We start from the raw sequence: 19,310 nt of genomic DNA, 5'->3' as shown, positions 1-19,310 counted from the left end.
CTTGTTTTACAGCGAGCGGATAACCTCGCGCAGCAGCCGAACCCGAGGTTCGATACTGTTCAGCTCCAGATATTCGGAAGGGGAATGGAAGCCGGCACCTACAGGGCCAAATCCGTCCAGGGAAGGCACTCCCAGCGCCGCCGTGTGGTTAGCATCCGAGCCACCGCCCACCGCCCACCGCCTGCCAGCGGACGTCCACGTCGACAGCCTCACCGGCCTTTTCCACCAGCTTCATCAGCTTTTCCGTTTCGGCGGAAGGCGACATCGCTGGCGTTTGTGCCTGCTGTTCGACGGTTGTTAACACATCGGGCTCGAACTGGCACTGGCTGAACGACTGAACGGCCTCGTTAACCCGCAGATATTCATCGTTATCATTGAAGCGGAGATCGACAATCATCTCCGCGCTATCCGCCACGATATTCGCCCCGACACCGCCGGAAATAACACCGGTGTTCAGCGTGGTGCCCTTCGTGATATCGGCCAGATCGCTGATTGCCAGCACCGCGTGAGCGAGCGCTTTCACCGCAGAGCGGCCTTTTTCCGGATCGTTGCCCGCATGAGCGGCTACGCCTTTAAAAGCCAGCCGGTAGCGGGCCATGCCTTTTCTGGCTTTCACCAGGGAACCGTCGGCTCTTGCAGCTTCGCATACCAGCACGTACCGACTGCGCTTCGCTATGCCACCGATCCATTCGTGCGAATGCACCGAGCCCGTTTCTTCGTCCGGGTTCATGGTTACGGCGATAGCCAACCGCTCAAGATCGGCTTTGTCCAGGCCGCGTAAAGCCCAAAGGATAGAGAGCAACCCGCTTTTCATGTCTGACACGCCAGGCCCATAGGCGCGATCGCCTTCAATGCTGAAAGGGCGCTCTGAAACGGTTCCCGGTGGGAATACGGTATCCATATGCCCCACCAGTAAAACGTCGTACCGTGTGGCATTGGGTTTATTGGTGGCAAACAAACCCGGCCCCACTTTGTTTCCCAGATCAACGCTGTCACAGTGCCAGTTTTCTGACAGATACCATTGCTGAAAGATATGGCTGACCTCTTCCACGCCAGCAAGGGTAGCGGTGCCGCAGTCGATATTCACGACTCGTTTTAACTCTTGAAGATACTGTTTCAGGTCCATGAATTACTCCAGAATAAGCACGCGCATGATCAACATGGCGCAAAATGCGTTGAGTACGGAAAGGGCTATCATCAGTGGAATGCGTTTCGCAGGAATGCCAACGACGCCGAGAATACGCCCGGCATACTGCACCTGAGAGCCCATCAAATAGATGGCCGGCGCGAGGATAGCCAGGTGTTCACCGCTGAGAATTCCTCTTTCAAACAGACTAATAGCGACGCCTACGCCCCCGCCCATCGACATCCAGCCGCCGATGAGTACCGCCGCGGCTTCACCGGGCAGCCCAAAGAGTTTCATTACCGGGCCAAACAGCCACGCCATACCCTGCAGCGCGCCCGTCAATTCAAGCGCATAGATAATAATGAATGCCATCAACACATTAGGCAGCGTGCTGGTTGTGGCTATGGTCCAGCCTTTACGCGCTCCGGCTACAAAGACATCGGTGATCATCGGTTTTGCTGCATCAGCCATGTTGCACCTCTGTTTTTGCTTTGCGCTCTGTGACGTTCAGGATCAGGCGCATCATGTTTGCCCCCACAATTTTCATAATGAACATCACGGCGACGCACATGCCGATAGAGCTTGGCACGGCCTGACTGCCATCAACGGCGATCAGCGTGAAAAGCACCGCGCCGGAAGAGAAGAAGTTGGTGATCATCGCTCCGGCGGAAAACTGGAACATGGTGAACACGGTTTTTTCTTTTTCGGTAATCTGGCCTTCATCCGCCAGAACCCGGGTCAGCGACGCGCCAACGTCGGTACTTTGCAGGCTGCCAATTAGCGCAAGGCCAGTGGCGCCGGGAATGCCCATCAGGGGCCGAAGAAGAGGCGTCAGCAGTTTTCTTGCGGCACGCAGCGCGCCGTAGTGTTCCAGCACGTTAATCATGCCCAGCGCAAACATCACGGCAGGAATCAGGCCGAAAGCGAAAAGAAAACCGTCCATTGCGCCATACCCGCCGTTGCCGCGAAAGGCACTTTTGGCGACATCCAGCGACTCACCCGCCGGGCTTACGCCGCTAACGACCTTGCCGAAGGCACCGTTTAACGTGGTGAAGTCGAAGACGCCGTACCAGTTTTTTCCGCCCAACAGGCCGGAGAAAAAGACCATCGCAAACAGCAGGCTAAACCAGGCGCCGGGCCCAACTCTTTGTTGTCCGGGAACAGAAGAATCATCCATTTATCATTTCCTTATGTGATTACAGGGGGAAAGCCACAGGGATGCTAGAAGTTAGCAATACGTGCTGTTATGACGGTGATCAACATGAGGGGCGAACGTTTAATCACCATAAGAAAGTTGGGAGCTGGCACACAGTAGCCGTGAAAACGGAGGCTCTGTGCGCGGCCCGAGCATCATGCATCGCTGCGGCGTAGCCGCTTTCGCATGATCTCCCTCGCCAGTTCTGCGATAATTACTTTTTGTGACTATGACTGAGATGATTATGCAGTACCCGATTAACGAGATGTTCCAGACCCTGCAAGGGGAAGGCTATTTTACCGGCGTGCCCGCCATTTTTATTCGCCTGCAGGGTTGCCCGGTAGGTTGCGCCTGGTGCGATACCAAACATACCTGGGATAAGCTCGCAGATCGTGAAGTGTCGCTGTTCAGCATCCTGGCTAAAACCAAAGAAAGCGATAAATGGGGCGCGGCAAGCGCTGAAGATCTGCTGGCGGTTATTGGCCGTCAGGGCTATACCGCGCGGCATGTAGTGATCACCGGCGGTGAGCCGTGCATTCACGATCTCAAGCCGCTGACAGATTTGCTCGAGAAAAACGGGTTTAGCTGCCAGATAGAAACCAGCGGTACTCACGAAGTGCGTTGCACGGCAAACACCTGGGTGACGGTTTCCCCGAAGGTGAATATGCGCGGCGGGTATGACATTCTTTCCCAGGCGCTGGAGCGTGCGGATGAAATTAAGCATCCGGTTGGACGTATGCGTGACGTTGAAGCGCTGGACGAACTGCTGGCTACGCTGACGGATGAGAAAAGCCGTATCATCGCGTTGCAGCCTATTAGCCAAAAAGACGACGCGACGCGCCTGTGCATTGAAACCTGCATCGCGCGAAATTGGCGCTTGTCGATGCAAACGCACAAATATTTGAATATTGCCTGATGAGCAAAGCCGGGTGCGGTTATCACACCCGGCGTAAACCGTTAGTTAAGCGTTGGACCAGCTTTGAATCGAGTCCGTGTTATCTAACTCCCCGTGCAGTACCTGATACGATTTTTTCAGAATGACGTCAGTATGCTGCGTTAACTCCCTGAAAATCCCCTTGTTTAGTGCCTCATAGCGTTTCGCGTTGTTTTCTATCGGCATAAACACATCTTTGACCCGCACCATTTTTTCGACGGCGGTTTCATAGCTGGTATACAGCCCCAGCCCAACGGCGGTGTTGATTGCCGCCCCCAGACTTGCGCAGCCGTTGATCGCGTTACGTCTGACCGGCAGGTTGAACACGTCGGCAAAGATCTGCATAAACAGATCGCTATTAGAGCCGCCGCCTGTGATTATCACGTGTTTGGCAAAGTGGTCCATTTCATGGCACATATTGTCGTAGTTGTTTTTCAGCGTCAGGGCGATGCTTTCGAGAATCGAACGGTAAATCCACGCGTAGTCCATGCTGGAATCAAAGCCGATCATGATCCCGCGCTTGAACGGCTCCCACGGATTGGTCAGCCAGTCCAGCACGGTCATCAGGCCGTTGCAGCCCGGCGGCACCAGCGCCGCTTTCTTGTTCAACAACCCTTCCGGAGAAAGATTCTGTGCTTTCGCGTCCTGAATCAGCGACTCGCCCAGCATGTCCCGCAGCCAACTCACCGTCCACATCCCTTTGCGGATGCCGTAGCCTTCATACAGCAGCGTTTCAGGAATAGACGACATAATGGGCCAGTAGGCCACCGGGGCTTTCGGCAGCGCTTTACCGTTCATCATCAGCGCGATATAGGTGCCGAGAGAAATCACCGCCGTTTCGTCATCCAGCAGCCCGCCCCCAAGCGCTTCTACCGGCTTATCGCTAGTGGTACAAACTACCGGTAATCCGGCCGGGAAGCCCGTAGCCTTCGCCGCATTTTCGGTAAGATGGCCAATGACCGTGCCAGGCATCTGAACATCAAACAGCATGGTGCGTGGAATATTAAACTTTTTAAGCACTTCGCCGTCGTCGCTCCATGACCACGTTTTGTAGTCCACCGGCCACTGGCCAAAATAGTTGGCGATATTGTCTTTGAACTCGCCGGTTAAGCGGTGGGACAGGTACCCGGAGAATGAAGTCACCCATGCGACATCAGGATTTGTGTGCTCATAGGGGCGCGTGACGCGAGCATCCTGCCAGCTGATCAGTGGCTCAGCCGGCGTCCCGTCGGCCTTTAATAACGCACGGCAGCAGCGTATAGAGCCGAGGCCAATCCCGACGATGGCATTCTTGTCACCCGTGAAGTGGCTCATTAAATCCTGTCCGGCGCGGCACAGTGAGTCCCACAGGTCGTCGTCAGGGTGTTCGGCGGTATCTGCATCCGGCGTGTGCATCGGCTGGAGCTGCCCTTTGCCTTCGCAGACGATATTGCCTGCCAGATCGTACATCACGACTTTTGTACTCTGGCTGCCACCATCAATCCCAATGATGTATTTCTTTGACATTGCCTTTCTCCTTCAATTTTCCCTCATCACTCGCCTGTTGCGGCCAGTGATGCCAATTTTTCCTGTGCCACATCGGCTGCGCGAATTTTGCGAATCAGCAAAAAGGCAAACACGATGACCATGCACAGCGCGGCTAATCCCATCAGCCACATGTTACGGTAGGCTTCCTCAGCCGGCAGGGTGTCCTGCCAGTGGCCGACAAGCGGGTAAACAAACACGTCCGGCAGGAAGCCTATGACCGAACAGATACCCACGGTTGTGCCCATAATATAGGGCGGCGTTCTGGCTTCGCCGGGGCAGGCCCAGTACAGCCCACGTGAGGCGTAACAGGTGAAGCCCAGCAGCAAAATAAGCCCAATGCCCATCGCAACGGACTGAGGGTTGGCATTGGTCGCCAACAGCGCCATCAGTGCAACTGCGCCAACAATAGAGAGCAACTGTACAACGCGAGTGGGCGATTTGATTCTGCTGTAGGTCGTAATAATGCCGCCCAGCGGGCCACAAACGGCGCGGAAAATTTTATTTATCACGATGCCCATGTAGCTGGCGGCCACCAGCGACATGCCGTACATCTCGGTCAGATAGTTGGTGGAATAACTCAGGATTGCATAGATGGTGTAGACCCCAAAGATAACCATGCTGCAGTACCATGTGGTGCTGATTCGTAAAACGGACAGGATATCTTTGAGCTGGAACGCCGGTTTTTTGGCTTCCTGAGCATCCTCCGTACGGCCGGTATAACCGTCGCTAACAAAGAACCAGCACAGCACGCCGAGTGCAATATAAACGCCGCTGTAGATAAGAATAACGGCTTTAAGGCTGTTGGCATCTTCCGGCGCGAAGCGTGAGAATACCCACATGGTGAAGACCGCCAGCGCCATGACTCCCACGCCTCTCAGGCCTTCCATCCAGCCCATGATTTTCCCCTGTTCGCTGTGATCGCCCAGCAGGGAAGCGGCTTTAATGGAGACTGACCACAGCATCAGAATCGTCGTCACGGCGAAGGCGACCTGAATGACGATCATCACCCACAGCGGCGGGTAGAAAGCCATCACAATCCCCAGCAGACCGGTGGCAATCATCGCCAGCGTCATCATTAAGCGGTGGGAGAATTTGTCAGCAATAATTCCACTCGGCGCATAAAGGATAATTGCGGTTATTCCGAAAGTACTCATAATTAAGCCTATTTCGGTATTGCTAAATCCCATGAATTTTGCCATTGGGATTTGGTAAATATACCTTAAATAAGCCAGGTCAAAACTTACACCACCACTGATGCTTATTATTGCCAGCGTTAGCCAGCGACGAAAATTTGAATCACGCATGGTGTGCTCTCAGTAATTAGGATTGTTAAAAGCAAAAAAAAGAGAAAAGTAACCAATCCCTGCTGGGGGCTGATTACTTTTCTCATGGGCTCTAGTAATTGCGGAGATTATTAACATGTGGAGCGGTTTTTTAGTGTGAGAAATATCACGCTATTGGTTTTCATGGTGAATAATTTAGTGATAAAACCTTCCCGTTAATGAGTTGTGACATTGATCACACAACGCGATTCCTCGCTATGATACTTATTTTAGCCAGTTACTAGAGACGATGAGAAAAGTAACTTCCCTTTCGGGGGGAGCTTGCTTTTCTCATTTTTTTTGCGTTTAAAAAATTTAAGGAGTTCATCATGTCGCTCAGCGCACTCAACGAATTCTCACTGGACTTCTTCTCGCTCAAAGGGAAGACGGCGATTGTCACCGGCGGTAACAGCGGGCTGGGGCAGGCGTTCGCTATGTCGCTGGCTAAGGCCGGGGCAAATGTGTTTATTCCAACGGTGGTGGAAGAGAAAGGCGAAACGCGCCAACTTATTGAACAGCAAGGTGTAAAAGTGGCGTTTATGACCGTGGATATCACGGAGAAAGGCGCTCCGGCTCAGGTCATCGCCCAGTGCCTGGAAACCTTTGGTTCGGTGGATATTCTGGTCAACAACGCCGGGATTTGTAAGCTCAACAAGGTGCTGGACTTCGGGCGCGCCGACTGGGACCCGATGATCAACATTAACCTGACCGCGGCATTCGAATTAAGCCACGAAGCGGCCAAAGTGATGATTCCGCAACAGCACGGAAAAATCATTAATATCTGTTCGCTATTTTCTTATCTTGGCGGGCAGTGGTCTCCTGCTTATTCCGCCACAAAACACGCGCTGGCTGGCTTAACGAAAGCGTATTGTGATGAATTAGGTCAATATAATATTCAGGTGAACGGTATAGCGCCTGGTTATTATGCCACCGACATTACTACTGAAACCCGTAAAAACCCGGAAACCAATAAGCGCGTGCTTGATCATATTCCAGCCAATCGCTGGGGTGAAACGCAGGATCTTATGGGGGCAATGGTTTATTTATCCAGCCGTGCTTCAGATTATGTGAATGGTCATTTATTAGTGGTTGATGGTGGTTATTTAGTCAGGTAATTCTCGCAGGGTGGTTCCTGCTTTCTCTTATTGTTATCCGTATTCCCTTATTTGTCAGGAAGGAGTTGTCATGTCTTTATCTCGCGAAGCAATTGTGGACCAATTAAAAGAAATCGTTGGCCCGCAGCAGGTTATTACCGATGAAAAAGTATTGCAGAAAAACAGTATCGACCGGTTCAGAAAATATGCGGATATTCATGGCGTGTACACTCAGCCGCTGCCGGCCGCGGTAGTGAAACTGCAGAGCACTGAGCAAGTTTCCAGCGTACTGGCGTTTCTGAACAGCAACCGCATCACCTGTATCCCACGCACCGGCGCTTCCGCAACGGAAGGCGGCCTGGAAGCCGTGGTGAAAAACTCCGTGGTGCTGGACGGCTCCGGGCTGAACAAGATTGTCGATATCGATATTGAAAACATGCAGGCCACCGCTCAGTGCGGCGTACCGCTGGAAGTGCTGGAAGATGCCCTGCGCGTGAAAGGCTACACCACCGGCCACTCTCCGCAATCCAAGCCGCTGGCGCAAATGGGGGGCCTCGTCGCAACCCGCAGCATCGGCCAGTTCTCAACCCTGTATGGGGCGATTGAAGACATGGTCGTTGGCCTCGAAGCCGTGTTCCCGGACGGCAGCATCACGCGCATTAAAAACGTGCCACGCCGTGCCGCTGGCCCGGACATTCGCCACGTGATTATCGGTAACGAAGGGGCGCTCTGCTACATCACCGAAGTGACGGTAAAAATCTTCAAATACATGCCGGAAAACAATCTGTTCTACGGCTACATCCTCGACAACATGAAAACCGGCTTCAACATCCTGCGCGAAGTGATGGCCGAAGGGTATCGTCCGTCGATTGCCCGCCTGTATGACGCCGAAGATGGCACTCAGCACTTCACCCATTTTGCGGACGGTAAATGCGTGCTGATCTTTATGGCGGAAGGCGTTAAACGCCTGGCGGAAGCGACTGGTGCGGGCATCGAAGAGATTGTTGCCCGTCATCCTGAATGTAAGAAGGTGGACAGCAAGCTCATCGAAACCTGGTTCAACAACCTGAACTGGGGCCCGGATAAAGTAGCCGCTGAGCGCGTGCAGATCCTGAAAACCGGCAACATGGGCTTCACCACCGAAGTTTCCGGCAGTTGGAGCTGCATCCATGAGATTTACCACAATGTGATCGAGCGCATTCGTAATGAGTTCCCTCATGCGGGCGACATCACTATGCTGGGCGGCCACTCCTCCCACAGCTACATCAACGGCACCAACATGTACTTTGTATACGACTACAACGTGGTGGACTGTAAGCCGGAAGAGGAGATCGACAAGTACCACAACCCGCTGAACAAAATCATCGTTGAAGAGACGATTCGCCTCGGCGGCTCGATGGTGCACCACCACGGGATCGGTAAGCACCGCGTGCACTGGTCTAAGCTGGAGCACGGCACCGCCTGGCCAATCATGCAGGGCCTGAAAGATCAGTACGATCCGAACGGCATCATGAATACCGGCACGATTTGGCCGATTGAAAAATAACCGTACAGGTAGGCCGGCTCTCTGGAGCCGGCTTCTTTACTTACGGGTCGACAAAGGAAAAAGTATGCACGCCGAACCGGTTCGTATGGATGACCTGCCGCTTAATCGCTTTCATTTACGCATTGCCGGGCTGACCTTCGGCGCTCACCTGACGGACGGCTACGTGTTGGGCGTGATTGGCTTTGCGCTGGTGATGATTACGCCGCAAATGGGCCTGACGCCGCTACAGGAAGGATTGGTAGGCGGTTCGGCGCTGTTTGGGCTGTTTCTTGGCAGCCTGGTGCTGGGCTGGATCTCCGATCATATTGGCCGCCAGAAAATCTTTAACTTCAGCTTTGTGCTCATCACGCTGGCCTCTTTTTTACAGTTTTTCGTGAGCAACGTGGAACAATTGATCGTGCTGCGGGTGCTGATTGGCATCGGGCTGGGCGGCGACTATTCCGTGGGCCATACCATGCTGGCCGAATTTGCCCCTCGCAAACATCGCGGCCTGCTGCTAGGCGCGTTCAGCGTGGTCTGGACGCTGGGCTACGTGCTGGCAAGCCTGATTGGTCATTTAATGGTGGACAGTGGGCCGGATGCCTGGCGCTGGCTGCTGGCTTCCGCGGCGTTTCCCGCGCTGTTAATCACTTTCTTACGCTGGGGTACTCCGGAATCACCCCGCTGGCTGATGCGCCAGGGGCGAGTGTCCGAGGCTCACCAGATTGTGCGCCGCTGCTTCGGCGAACATGTTGTTATCAGCGATGAAATTGCGGTGCCGACTTCCCGCCATCTCCGCACGTTGTTTTCCGAACAGTACTGGCGGCGCACCGCGTTTAATAGTCTGTTCTTTGTTTGCCTGGTTATCCCCTGGTTTGCGATTTACACCTGGCTGCCGTCCATTACCGGGCTGCTGGGCATGCAGGATGGCCTGACCGCCAGCCTGCTGCTGAATATGGTGTTGGTGATAGGGGCGATTGCGGGCCTTGTGCTGACCCACCGCTGTTCAAGGCGCGGCTTCCTGATCGGCGGCTTTCTGGTGCTGTTCTTCAGCCTTACCGCGCTGGCGCTGGTGCCGGCACAGCACGGTACTATCATCCTGCTGCTGTTCTTCATTTTTACGCTGACCATTTCGGCGGTCAGCAACCTGGTCGGCGTGCTGCCGGCGGAGAGCTTCCCGACGGATATTCGATCGCTGGGCGTAGGATTTGCAACGTCGATGAGCCGACTGGGTTCGGCTATCAGTACCGGCCTGCTGCCGTTGGCGCTGGTCTCCTTCGGCGTGCAGAACACCATGCTACTGCTGAGCGCGGTCCTGATGTTGGGCCTGCTGGTTTCAGTTTTCTGGGCACCGGAAACACGAAACATGAGCCTTGTTGTCGCATCTGGGAATAAAGAACAGTCGCCGGGAGTGAATCATGAACATTCTGTTAGCCTTTAAGGCCGAGCCAGACCTCTCCATGCTGGCGGAGAAGGACTGGCTGGCTGCCGGGCATGACAGCCTGGACACTTCGATAACGCGCCCTTGCCTGGGGGAAGATGAGCAGGCCGCGGCAGAGATGCTGCTGCGCCAGCCAGAGGGACTGCATCTTACCGCAGTAAGTATTGGTAACGAACGTGCTGACAGCTTTCTACGCCAGTTTAAGGCGCTGGGGTTCCAGCGAGTCATACGATTACAGCCGGACGACGAGCTGACTTTTGCGCCTGCCACGGTGGCTGCTGTGCTGGCGGCATGGCAGCAGCAACATCCTCACTCGTTAATGGTCATCGGTTCGCGAAGTGCCGAAGGTAATAGCGGGCAGACGGGGTTCTATCTTGCTGAACAGCTGGGCTGGCCGTGTTTCAGCCAGGTTTATGATTTTTCGGTGAATCAGGCGCTGCAGCAGGTTGAGCTAAAACAGCGATGTGCTACCGGAAAACGCCGCCTTACCGTGCGGTTGCCTGCGGTATTGATGATTGAAAGCCGGGGAGATTATTGCCTGAGAACGCCGGGCCTGCGGCAAAAGCTGGCGGTAAAGGCCTCGGATGTTGAAGTTTTGCCAGTGAAAGCTCTGGGCGTTGAGGCCGCTGTATCTCCGCTAGTGGGGCTGGAGCACCCTCAGCGGCAGCGCGGTGGCTTAATTATTCAGGGAAGCGACGTGCGCGAAAAGGCTCGTAACCTTTACCGTGACTGGCTACGCAAAAGGATGAAATCATGAAAATTGCCGTGATTCTGCCTGAAGCCCGGAAAATGTCGGTGCTCAATGAGGTAGGGCATTTCATTTCTCGCAGTGGAATGGCCCAGGAACATTTCGAAGCCTGGCTGCTGCCGGAGCACGAATACTGCGAGCCGCTGCTGGATGGTTTGCATACCCACTTTGCCAGCGCTCCGGTAGATATGCTGTTATTCCCTTCTGGTTGGCAGGGCGCGGAGCTTGCAACCCGGCTGGCGCACCGCCTGGAAGGGGAGGCCTGGGGGGCGGTTAGCGAAGCGGATTTTACCCAGCCGATGGTGCGCAAAAATGCCTACGGCGGCGCGCTGGTAGCCACTCTCCGGCTGCACAATAAACCTTGGTGCCTGAGCGTAGCCGCCTCGCCAGGAGCCAAAACCTGGCAGCCAGAAATGGAGTATGTACAGATTCCCGTGGCAGCACAGAAACCTGGCTGGCTGGTTGAGTCTGCGGCAATTGCCGATGAAGCCGAATCTGGCCTGGCTGAGGCCAGGCTTGTGCTGGCGGTGGGGCGGGGAGTTGGCAGCCCGCAGGTCATGACGCAGGTGGAAGATATTGCCTGTGGGTTGGGAATGGAAACCGGCGCCAGTCGCGAAGCGGTGATGCACGCCTGGTGCAGTATGGACAAGCTGTTGGGGATGTCCGGCACCCAGGTTGCCGCCGACGTTTGTATTGCGGCGGGTATTTCCGGGGCACCAGCTTTTATCAGCGGCATTGCCCACAGCCGGTTCATTGTTGCCATCAATAACGATCCGCAGGCGGCGATTTTCCGCCATGCTGATGTAGGGATCGTAGATGATTTGCTGCCGGTGCTCACCGAGCTGCAAAACTGCGTCAGGGAAGATATTTAGCCAACTGCCAGACGCCGGTATTGGTGGTGGAGATAGCCAATGCTCCGGCGCTGAGCGCGTTGTTGGCATCCTCCGCGTCGCACACCAGGCCACCGGCAATCACCGGCAGATCGATTTTTTCAGTGACCCATTTCATCACTTTCGGCATACAGCCCGGCAGGATTTCGATGCAGTCCGGGTTTGACTGGGCCACCTGTTTATCGATGTTGTGATAAGAGATGGAGTCGACGATAAACAGCCGGTGAATGGCAAAGAAACCCTGCGCCCTGGCCGCCTTCACCATCGGCGCCTTGGTGCTGATCACACCGTCGGCCTGGGTCACCAGCTTCAGGAAGTTAATCACAATCTCTTTATTAGACGTCCCTTCCAGTAAATCGACGTGCACCAGCGCATACTTATTGGCCTTCTTAATTTGCTGCACGATGCCGGTAATCGTGCAGATATTGCCGTACAGCACGGAAATGACCTGGCAGTCGGACTCCAGCGCCAGCTGCAGGCTCTGGTTATCTTTTACCGCTGCAATCAGCGGGTGTTGCTTGAGTAGGGACATCAGGGACACAGCTTGAACTCCATTAACCAAAGCGTAATTGGATGCCGCAGCCGGCGGGCGGATAACGCCAGCGGCTGAGGGTTTGTTCATCGCACAGCAGGCGGCAGGTGCCGCATTCCAGGCAGCCGGTGATATCAATGTGCAGGCTGCCGTCTTCTTTCTGGCGGTATAACCCGGCGGGGCAGGCGCGTACCAGCAGGGCAAGGCTTTCTCTGTCGGGACTATCCGCAGGAACAATGTGCGGTTTCTCTGCGGGTTGCCAGGCATTTTTGGCCAGTTTCTCATGCAGATTCACAGGCTGCGCCCTCCGCGAACAATGTCTTTCACCAGCCTTGAGATACCAGCCCTGCGGGCGTGCTTCCACAGCAGGCTGCCGAGCCGTGGCGGCGGTGAACTTTGGGGATCAAAGATATCACGCTGCAGCTCGGCCAGCAGGTGCGGATAGTCCTGAAACAGCCCCGGCGTTTGTAAAAAATCGGGCATTTTGCGGTAGCGGTCCATTACCGCCCACAGAGAAGTGCGCTCCAGCTGTCGGCGGTATGCCTGATGAAGATCGACACTTTCATTTTCCTGCAGCGCTTGAATCAGCGTTTGTGCCGCAGCTTTTGCCGAAAGCGCAGCCAAATCCATGCCGCGCACGGTGAAGCCGGTATTGATACAGAAACGGGCGCTATCGCCCACCAGCAAATAGCCGGGGCCGGCCAGGCGTTCGGGGAGCCCGTTCAGGCCACATTCAGGAATGAGATGGGCGCCGTATTCCACCAGCTCGGCGCGGCGTAAAAGCGGGCGCAGCGTTGGGTGCTGTTTGAAGTTTTCCAGCAAGTCAGGAAGCGCTGCGGAGGAAGCCCGGAGCGAAGAGAGCGGACAAACAATGCCGACAGAAAGCGTATCGTTATTGGTATAGAGAAAACCACCTGCGGGCTGCTCGCCGCAGACGCCACCGATGAACAGCCAGGCCGCGCCTTCGTTCCCTTCGAGGGCAAAACGGTTTTCGAGATCTTCTTTCGGCAGCGCAAGCACTTCCTTAACGCCAACGGCAACGTCGTGCTCGGGTAATTTGTTCAATAGCTTGTTTTGCTCAGCCAGTAAGGTATTGGCACCTTCGGCGATAACGACGGCTTTGGCGCTCAGCACTTCTCCATCAATCACTACGCCGCTAACCACGCCGTTTTCAACATGCAGGCTATCAACCTGAGTCGCCGTCAGGCACTGGGCGCCAGCTTGTTCAGCCTGCAGGAATAGCCACGGATCCAACCGGGCCCGCAGCACGCTGTATGACGCCGCCGAAGGGTGCTGGAAACTCAACGTCGTTGACGTTTCTGCCGTCAGCGCGGAGAGCTTTTCATGGGTGATACAGCGCTCGAGCGGGGCAGAGCGAGAAAAGTCAGGAAAGAGAGCATCAAACGCGGCGGTGTAAAGCCTGCCGCCCGACAGATTTTTGCCTCCGGGCTGATTTGCCCGCTCAACAAGCAGAACATTTAGCCCGACGCGCGCGCACTCTACCGCGCAGCAGGAGCCTGCGATCCCTGCGCCAACGACGATAATATCGAAATCTGTAGTGGCCATCCCGTGCACCTTTTAGTTGCGACAGAGTAGCTTACCAAAGCGGGAAGAAAATTAGCTTGATGAGGAGCGCAGACGGGAAAAGTCCGGGGTGATTTCCGGACTTTTTTTCATTCTTATTCGCCGCGATAAACGCAGCCTGCGGTGCAGGTTTCTTTGATCATCACCGCGCTCAGTAGCGGCACGACAGGCTTCATCTGATCCCAAATCCATTTCGCCAGCACTTCGCTGGTGGGGTTTTCCAGCCCTGGGATATCGTTCAGATAATAGTGATCGAGGCGATCGTAAGTCGGCTTAAACGCTGCTTTCAGCTCGGAAAAGTCCATGATCCAGCCGGTATACGGATCTACCTCGCCGGTAATTTCCAGCCGCACCATAAAGGAATGGCCGTGCAGGCGGCCGCATTTGTGGCCTTCCGGGACGTGCGGCAGGCGGTGGGCGGCTTCGAAGGTAAAATCTTTAAACAGGGTGGTGGACATCATTCGACTCTCTGGAATTCAAAAAACCGCCGCATGATAGCGGAATGGACTATTTTTCGCATTAACTAAACGGCGCATTGCCCGGCAGAACGCTGTAAGTAATGGTGAATGAGAGAAAATCATTTACTCATCAGTGGGTTAGGTAATCACTTTTAACACTATGATTTACCTGAAAAAACGATTAGTCGTTTTAGTTATTTATTATTTCCATCCCTTCTTTAATTGTTGATAACCTGCTGGTTAACCTTGACTCATTACAGTCTGTAAGCCCTTTTTTTGCCCTTTGCTACTGGAAGCTAAATACATATGACTTCTCAGGTTCCACCGAGCGCTTTGCTGCCGCTAACGCCGGACCAGCTGGCACGCCTTCAGGCGGCGACCACTGATTTTTCAACCACTCAGTTGGCCTGGCTGTCCGGCTATTTCTGGGGAATGATTAACCAGCAGCCTGGCGCTGTCGCGGCGGCTCCGGCCCCTGCGGCAGAAGTGCCGGTTATCACGCTGATTTCCGCTTCGCAGACCGGCAACGCGCGCCGCGTGAGCGAGCAGCTGCGTGACGACCTGCTGGCGGCAAAGCTGAACGTTAACCTGGTGAATGCGGGCGACTATAAATTCAAACAAATTGCCCAGGAAAAGCTGCTGATTGTCGTCAGCTCCACGCAAGGGGAAGGGGAGCCGCCTGAAGAGGCCGTGGCCCTGCACAAATTCCTGTTTTCGAAGAAGGCTCCAAAGCTTGACGGTACCGCGTTTGCGGTCTTTGGCCTTGGCGACAGCTCGTATGAATTCTTCTGCCAGTCCGGCAAAGACTTCGACAGCAAGCTGGCAGAATTAGGCGGTGAGCGTCTGCTGGATCGCGTCGATACCGACGTAGAGTATCAGCCTGCGGCGCAGGAATGGCGCGGCAAGATTGTCGAGCTGCTGAAATCTCGCGTGCCGACGGAAACCCCAGCTCAGGCTACCGCGACGGCTACGGGCGTGAGCAACGAAATCTTCACCAGCCCTTACAGCAAAGAATCACCGTTAACCGCCACGCTCGCGGTTAACCAGAAGATTACCGGCCGCGATTCCGATAAAGACGTGCGCCACATCGAAATCGATCTTGGCGATTCTGGCCTGCGCTATCGGCCGGGCGATGCGCTTGGCGTCTGGTATCAGAACGATCCGGCGCTGGTGAAAGAGCTGACGGATTTGCTGTGGCTGAAAGGTGATGAAAGCGTCACCGTTGACGGCAAAACGCTGCCGCTGAGCGAAGCCCTGCAGTGGCACTTTGAACTGACTGTGAACACCGGCAATATCGTCGAAAACTACGCCCAGCTGACCCGCAACACGGCGCTGCTCGAGCTGGTGGGCGATAAAGCAAAATTACAGCATTACGCGCAGACTACGCCGATTGTGGATATGGCTCGCTACGCCCCGGCGGAGCTGACGGCTGAACAGCTGGTTGGCCTATTGCGCCCGTTAACGCCGCGTCTTTACTCTATTGCCTCTTCGCAGGCGGAAGCTGAAACCGAAGTCCACATTACAGTGGGCGCGGTGCGCTATGACATCGAAGGTCGTGCCCGCACGGGCGGGGCTTCCGGCTTCCTGGCCGATCGCCTTGAAGAAGATGGCGAAGTGCGCGTGTTCATTGAACACAACGATAACTTCCGCTTACCGGCAAACCCGGAAACTCCGGTCATTATGATTGGCCCCGGCACCGGTATTGCCCCGTTCCGCGCCTTTATTCAGCAGCGCGACAACGACGGCGCAGGTGGCAAAAACTGGTTGTTCTTCGGCAACCCACACTTCACCGAAGATTTCCTGTACCAGGTGGAATGGCAGCGCTACGTCAAAGACGGCCTGCTGACGAACATCGATTTAGCCTGGTCCCGCGACCAGCAGCATAAAATATACGTACAAGACAAACTGCGCGAGAAAGGCGCGGAACTGTGGCGCTGGATTCAAGAAGGTGCCCACATTTACGTCTGCGGTGACGCCAACCGTATGGCGAAAGACGTTGAACAGGCGTTACTGGAAGTGGTTGCCGTCCACGGTGGCATGGACACCGAAGCGGCAGATGAATTTTTAAGTGAGCTGCGCGTTGAGCGCCGTTATCAGCGAGATGTCTACTAATGAGCGAAAAACACCCTGGCCCTCTGGTGGTCGAAGGCAAACTGGTCGACGCCGAACGACTGAAACGCGACAGCGATTTCCTGCGCGGCACCATTAAAGAAGATCTGCAGGATGGCCTGACCGGCGGCTTCAACGGCGACAACTTCCTGCTGATCCGCTTTCACGGCATGTATCAGCAGGATGACCGCGATATTCGCGCCGAGCGTGCTGAGCAGAAGCTGGAACCGCGCCACGCGATGATGCTCCGCTGCCGTCTGCCGGGCGGGATCATCACCACCCAGCAGTGGCAGGCCATTGATAAGTTTGCTGAAGATAAGACTATCTACGGCAGCATTCGCCTGACCAACCGCCAGACGTTCCAGTTCCACGGCATTCTGAAGAAGAACGTCAAACCCGCGCATGAAATGCTGCACGAGGTCGGCCTGGACGCGCTGGCGACCGCTAACGACGTGAACCGCAACGTGCTGTGTACCTCTAACCCGGTGGAGTCTGAGCTGCATCAGGAAGCCTACGAATGGGCGAAAAAGCTTTCCGAGCACCTGCTGCCGCGCACTCGTGCCTACGCCGAGATTTGGTGGGATAAAGAAAAAGTCGCCACCACGGACGAAGAGCCAATTCTGGGGCCGACCTACCTGCCGCGTAAGTTTAAAACCACGGTGGTGATCCCGCCGCAGAACGATGTGGATCTGCACGCCAATGACATGAACTTCATCGCGATTGCGGAAAACGGCAAGCTGGTTGGCTTTAACCTGCTGGTCGGCGGTGGCCTGTCCATCGAGCACGGGAATAAAAATACCTATGCCCGCACGGCAAGCGAATTCGGCTACATTCCGTTGGAGCATACTCTGGCGGTAGCGGAAGCGGTGGTGACGACCCAGCGCGACTGGGGGAACCGTACCGACCGTAAAAACGCTAAAACCAAATATACCCTTGAGCGCGTCGGCGTGGACGTGTTTAAGGCGGAAGTTGAGCGCCGTGCCGGCATCAAGTTTGAGCCGACCCGCGCGTACGAATTCACCGGCCGTGGCGACCGTATCGGCTGGGTGAAGGGCATCGACGACAAATGGCACCTGACGCTGTTTATCGAAAACGGCCGTATTCTGGATTACCCGGATCGCCCGCTAAAAACAGGCCTGCTGGAGATAGCCCGGATCCATAAAGGCGATTTCCGCCTGACGGCAAACCAGAACCTGATCGTCGCCGGCGTGCCGGAAAGCGAAAAGGCTAAAATTGAGAAACTGGCTACCGAGCACGGGCTGATGAACGCGGTCACCCCGCAGCGCGAGAACTCGATGGCCTGCGTGTCTTTCCCTACCTGCCCGCTGGCGATGGCGGAGGCCGAACGCTTCCTGCCTGAGTTTGTTACCAAAGTTGAGCAGGTGATGGATAAACACAAGGTGCCGGATGAGCACATTGTGATGCGTGTCACCGGCTGCCCGAACGGCTGTGGCCGCGCGATGCTGGCCGAAATTGGCCTCGTGGGGAAAGCGCCTGGGCGCTATAACCTGCACATTGGCGGCAACCGTATCGGGACGCGTATTCCCCGCATGTATCGTGAAAACATCACCGAGCCGGAAATCCTCAGCTCGATTGACGAGCTGGTGGGGCGCTGGGCGAATGAGCGTGAGGCCGATGAAGGCTTTGGCGATTTCACCGTGCGCGCCGGGATTATTCGCCCGGTGCTCGACCCGGCCAGGGATTTGTGGGACTAGTTTTTACCCCCTCACCCTAACCCTCTCCCCAAAGGGGAGAGGGGATTAACAGACAAAGAATACTGAATCTGGCTTTCTCCTCTCCCTTCCAGAGAGTGCAGGGGAGAGGGAATAATTCGGTTTCCCCCCTCTCCCTTCCAGAGAGAGGGCCGGGGTGAGGGTCATTTATCACTAAGTGAGGCACGTATGTCCGTACTCGATCTTACCGCGCTGAACGAATTACCGAAGGTCGAACGCGTCATGGCGCTCGCCGAAGTTAACGCTCAGCTGGAAAAACTTAGCGCCCAGAAGCGCGTGACATGGGCGCTGGAAAACCTGCCGGGTGAATTTGTGCTTTCGTCCAGCTTCGGCATTCAGGCCGCCGTGTGTCTGCATCTGGTTACGCAGCAGCGCCCCGACATTCCGGTGATCCTGACCGATACCGGCTATCTGTTTCCGGAAACCTACCAGTTTATCGACGAACTAACCGACAAGCTGAAGCTGAACCTGCAGGTGTTTCGTGCGACCGAAAGCCCGGCATGGCAGGAAGCGCGTTACGGCAAACTTTGGGAGCAGGGCGTGGAAGGTATTGAGCGCTACAACGACATCAACAAAGTAGAACCGATGAACCGCGCGCTGAAAACGCTGGAGGCACAAACCTGGTTTGCCGGCCTGCGTCGTGAACAATCCGGCAGCCGTGCCCATTTGCCGGTACTGGCGGTACAGCGCGAAGTCTTTAAAATTCTGCCGATCATCGACTGGGATAACCGCACGGTGTACCAGTACCTGACCGAGCACGGACTGAAATATCATCCGCTGTGGGATCAGGGCTATCTTTCCGTCGGCGATACCCACACCACTCGTAAGTGGGAACCGGGCATGGCAGAAGAAGAAACCCGCTTCTTTGGCCTGAAGCGCGAGTGCGGCTTGCACGAATAAAGTCCTTCAATCTCTTCTTTTAAAGCGCGGGTCTTGTTCCCGCGTTTTTCTTTTCTGCTTTCCACACCTCGTCTGCATGAAACTCCCCATCAAGTTTGCTCCCCAAAATGGGCTATTCATCACAAAGAAAGTTGCGATCGGATATTGATCATTTTTTTGTTGAGGCGATAATTTCATAAAACCTGAAAACGT

At 55.2% G+C, this 19,310-nt stretch carries 17 protein-coding genes and 1 pseudogene; 9 read left to right on the top strand and 9 right to left on the bottom strand.

Translation table 11 applies throughout. The annotated features are described in order from the left end of the window. Positions 1 to 6: 6 nt before the first annotated feature. The 3 genes and pseudogenes from CNE01S_RS07510 to CNE01S_RS07500 form a co-directional block, all read right to left on the bottom strand. Positions 7 to 1,126: pseudogene (locus tag CNE01S_RS07510) on the bottom strand (M20 family metallopeptidase). Between the two features lie 3 nt (positions 1,127 to 1,129). Continuing rightward, on the bottom strand, positions 1,130 to 1,597 hold the full coding sequence (locus CNE01S_RS07505) for a YjiG family protein (protein ID WP_008458378.1): 468 nt from the start codon (positions 1,595 to 1,597) through the stop codon (positions 1,130 to 1,132). Further along, the gene (locus tag CNE01S_RS07500) at positions 1,590 to 2,303 is read right to left on the bottom strand and encodes a nucleoside recognition domain-containing protein (protein ID WP_061274783.1); all 714 of its coding nucleotides are present in this window, start codon (positions 2,301 to 2,303) and stop codon (positions 1,590 to 1,592) included. The genes CNE01S_RS07505 and CNE01S_RS07500 overlap by 8 nt, the downstream gene beginning before the upstream one ends. Before the next feature lie 262 nt (positions 2,304 to 2,565). On the opposite strand from CNE01S_RS07500, the gene queE reads away from it, so the two are divergent. Further along, positions 2,566 to 3,237, top strand: a complete 672-nt coding sequence (gene queE, locus CNE01S_RS07495) for a 7-carboxy-7-deazaguanine synthase QueE (RefSeq protein WP_061274781.1) — start codon at positions 2,566 to 2,568, stop codon at positions 3,235 to 3,237. A 45-nt stretch (positions 3,238 to 3,282) separates the two neighbouring features. Here queE and CNE01S_RS07490 read toward each other — a convergent pair whose 3' ends face one another. Further along, complete coding sequence (locus CNE01S_RS07490) at positions 3,283 to 4,761, bottom strand: FGGY-family carbohydrate kinase (RefSeq protein WP_061274780.1); 1,479 nt, start codon at positions 4,759 to 4,761, stop codon at positions 3,283 to 3,285. Positions 4,762 to 4,787: 26 nt separating this feature from the next. Then, positions 4,788 to 6,086, bottom strand: coding sequence for an MFS transporter (locus CNE01S_RS07485; RefSeq protein WP_061274778.1), 1,299 nt, complete (start codon positions 6,084 to 6,086; stop codon positions 4,788 to 4,790). 347 nt (positions 6,087 to 6,433) lie between these two features. Between CNE01S_RS07485 and CNE01S_RS07480 the strand changes: the two genes are divergently transcribed. The 5 genes from CNE01S_RS07480 to CNE01S_RS07460 all read left to right on the top strand — a co-directional run bounded on the left by CNE01S_RS07480 (position 6,434) and on the right by CNE01S_RS07460 (position 11,784). Further along, positions 6,434 to 7,219: an SDR family oxidoreductase gene (locus tag CNE01S_RS07480; protein WP_061274776.1), complete on the top strand. Its 786-nt coding sequence runs from the start codon at positions 6,434 to 6,436 to the stop codon at positions 7,217 to 7,219. A gap of 70 nt (positions 7,220 to 7,289) precedes the next feature. Then, positions 7,290 to 8,744, top strand: coding sequence for an FAD-binding oxidoreductase (locus CNE01S_RS07475; protein ID WP_061274773.1), 1,455 nt, complete (start codon positions 7,290 to 7,292; stop codon positions 8,742 to 8,744). Between the two features lie 64 nt (positions 8,745 to 8,808). After that, positions 8,809 to 10,164, top strand: a complete 1,356-nt coding sequence (locus tag CNE01S_RS07470; RefSeq protein WP_061274771.1) for an MFS transporter — start codon at positions 8,809 to 8,811, stop codon at positions 10,162 to 10,164. After that, on the top strand, positions 10,142 to 10,921 hold the full coding sequence (locus tag CNE01S_RS07465; RefSeq protein WP_061274768.1) for an electron transfer flavoprotein subunit beta/FixA family protein: 780 nt from the start codon (positions 10,142 to 10,144) through the stop codon (positions 10,919 to 10,921). The genes CNE01S_RS07470 and CNE01S_RS07465 overlap by 23 nt, the downstream gene beginning before the upstream one ends. Beyond that, positions 10,918 to 11,784 (top strand): electron transfer flavoprotein subunit alpha/FixB family protein, encoded by an 867-nt coding sequence (locus CNE01S_RS07460; protein ID WP_061274766.1) that lies wholly within the window; start codon positions 10,918 to 10,920, stop codon positions 11,782 to 11,784. Before CNE01S_RS07465 ends, CNE01S_RS07460 begins: the two co-directional genes overlap by 4 nt. Here CNE01S_RS07460 and CNE01S_RS07455 read toward each other — a convergent pair. The 4 genes from CNE01S_RS07455 to queD form a co-directional block, all read right to left on the bottom strand. Further along, a complete protein-coding gene (locus CNE01S_RS07455) occupies positions 11,768 to 12,343 on the bottom strand; it encodes a glycerol-3-phosphate responsive antiterminator (RefSeq protein WP_008458359.1) in 576 nt (191 codons plus the stop codon). The two genes, CNE01S_RS07460 and CNE01S_RS07455, sit on opposite strands and share 17 nt — an antisense overlap. 13 nt (positions 12,344 to 12,356) lie before the next feature. Then, on the bottom strand, positions 12,357 to 12,629 hold the full coding sequence (locus CNE01S_RS07450; protein ID WP_061274764.1) for a ferredoxin family protein: 273 nt from the start codon (positions 12,627 to 12,629) through the stop codon (positions 12,357 to 12,359). Further along, positions 12,626 to 13,900 (bottom strand): FAD-dependent oxidoreductase, encoded by a 1,275-nt coding sequence (locus CNE01S_RS07445; protein WP_061274762.1) that lies wholly within the window; start codon positions 13,898 to 13,900, stop codon positions 12,626 to 12,628. Before CNE01S_RS07445 ends, CNE01S_RS07450 begins: the two co-directional genes overlap by 4 nt. A 113-nt stretch (positions 13,901 to 14,013) precedes the next feature. Then, entirely contained in the window at positions 14,014 to 14,379 is a 366-nt protein-coding gene (gene queD, locus CNE01S_RS07440; protein ID WP_162473299.1) for a 6-carboxytetrahydropterin synthase QueD, read from the bottom strand. A gap of 303 nt (positions 14,380 to 14,682) precedes the next feature. On the opposite strand from queD, the gene cysJ reads away from it, so the two are divergent. From cysJ to cysH, 3 genes are all read left to right on the top strand, one after another. Beyond that, positions 14,683 to 16,488 (top strand): NADPH-dependent assimilatory sulfite reductase flavoprotein subunit, encoded by a 1,806-nt coding sequence (cysJ, locus tag CNE01S_RS07435; protein WP_061274760.1) that lies wholly within the window; start codon positions 14,683 to 14,685, stop codon positions 16,486 to 16,488. Continuing rightward, positions 16,488 to 18,200: an assimilatory sulfite reductase (NADPH) hemoprotein subunit gene (gene cysI / locus CNE01S_RS07430; protein ID WP_061274758.1), complete on the top strand. Its 1,713-nt coding sequence runs from the start codon at positions 16,488 to 16,490 to the stop codon at positions 18,198 to 18,200. The genes cysJ and cysI overlap by 1 nt, the downstream gene beginning before the upstream one ends. Before the next feature lie 186 nt (positions 18,201 to 18,386). Continuing rightward, positions 18,387 to 19,118, top strand: a complete 732-nt coding sequence (gene cysH, locus CNE01S_RS07425) for a phosphoadenosine phosphosulfate reductase (protein WP_061274756.1) — start codon at positions 18,387 to 18,389, stop codon at positions 19,116 to 19,118. The last annotated feature ends 192 nt before the right edge of the window (positions 19,119 to 19,310 follow it).

This window comes from Cedecea neteri NBRC 105707 = ATCC 33855 (genome assembly GCF_001571265.1).
GTDB lineage: Bacteria > Pseudomonadota > Gammaproteobacteria > Enterobacterales > Enterobacteriaceae > Cedecea > Cedecea neteri.
This window is presented reverse-complemented; position numbering and strand designations above follow the sequence as displayed.

What these genes read in the sequence shown, in the direction of transcription:
- CNE01S_RS07505 (WP_008458378.1), bottom strand. Translation starts at nt 1,597, where the DNA reads ATGGCTGATGCAGCAAAACCGATGATCACCGATGTCTTTGTAGCCGGA.
- CNE01S_RS07500 (WP_061274783.1), bottom strand. Translation starts at nt 2,303, where the DNA reads ATGGATGATTCTTCTGTTCCCGGACAACAAAGAGTTGGGCCCGGCGCC.
- queE (WP_061274781.1), top strand. Translation starts at nt 2,566, where the DNA reads ATGCAGTACCCGATTAACGAGATGTTCCAGACCCTGCAAGGGGAAGGC.
- CNE01S_RS07490 (WP_061274780.1), bottom strand. Translation starts at nt 4,761, where the DNA reads ATGTCAAAGAAATACATCATTGGGATTGATGGTGGCAGCCAGAGTACA.
- CNE01S_RS07485 (WP_061274778.1), bottom strand. Translation starts at nt 6,086, where the DNA reads ATGCGTGATTCAAATTTTCGTCGCTGGCTAACGCTGGCAATAATAAGC.
- CNE01S_RS07480 (WP_061274776.1), top strand. Translation starts at nt 6,434, where the DNA reads ATGTCGCTCAGCGCACTCAACGAATTCTCACTGGACTTCTTCTCGCTC.
- CNE01S_RS07475 (WP_061274773.1), top strand. Translation starts at nt 7,290, where the DNA reads ATGTCTTTATCTCGCGAAGCAATTGTGGACCAATTAAAAGAAATCGTT.
- CNE01S_RS07470 (WP_061274771.1), top strand. Translation starts at nt 8,809, where the DNA reads ATGCACGCCGAACCGGTTCGTATGGATGACCTGCCGCTTAATCGCTTT.
- CNE01S_RS07465 (WP_061274768.1), top strand. Translation starts at nt 10,142, where the DNA reads ATGAACATTCTGTTAGCCTTTAAGGCCGAGCCAGACCTCTCCATGCTG.
- CNE01S_RS07460 (WP_061274766.1), top strand. Translation starts at nt 10,918, where the DNA reads ATGAAAATTGCCGTGATTCTGCCTGAAGCCCGGAAAATGTCGGTGCTC.
- CNE01S_RS07445 (WP_061274762.1), bottom strand. Translation starts at nt 13,900, where the DNA reads ATGGCCACTACAGATTTCGATATTATCGTCGTTGGCGCAGGGATCGCA.
- queD (WP_162473299.1), bottom strand. Translation starts at nt 14,379, where the DNA reads ATGATGTCCACCACCCTGTTTAAAGATTTTACCTTCGAAGCCGCCCAC.
- cysJ (WP_061274760.1), top strand. Translation starts at nt 14,683, where the DNA reads ATGACTTCTCAGGTTCCACCGAGCGCTTTGCTGCCGCTAACGCCGGAC.
- cysI (WP_061274758.1), top strand. Translation starts at nt 16,488, where the DNA reads ATGAGCGAAAAACACCCTGGCCCTCTGGTGGTCGAAGGCAAACTGGTC.
- cysH (WP_061274756.1), top strand. Translation starts at nt 18,387, where the DNA reads ATGTCCGTACTCGATCTTACCGCGCTGAACGAATTACCGAAGGTCGAA.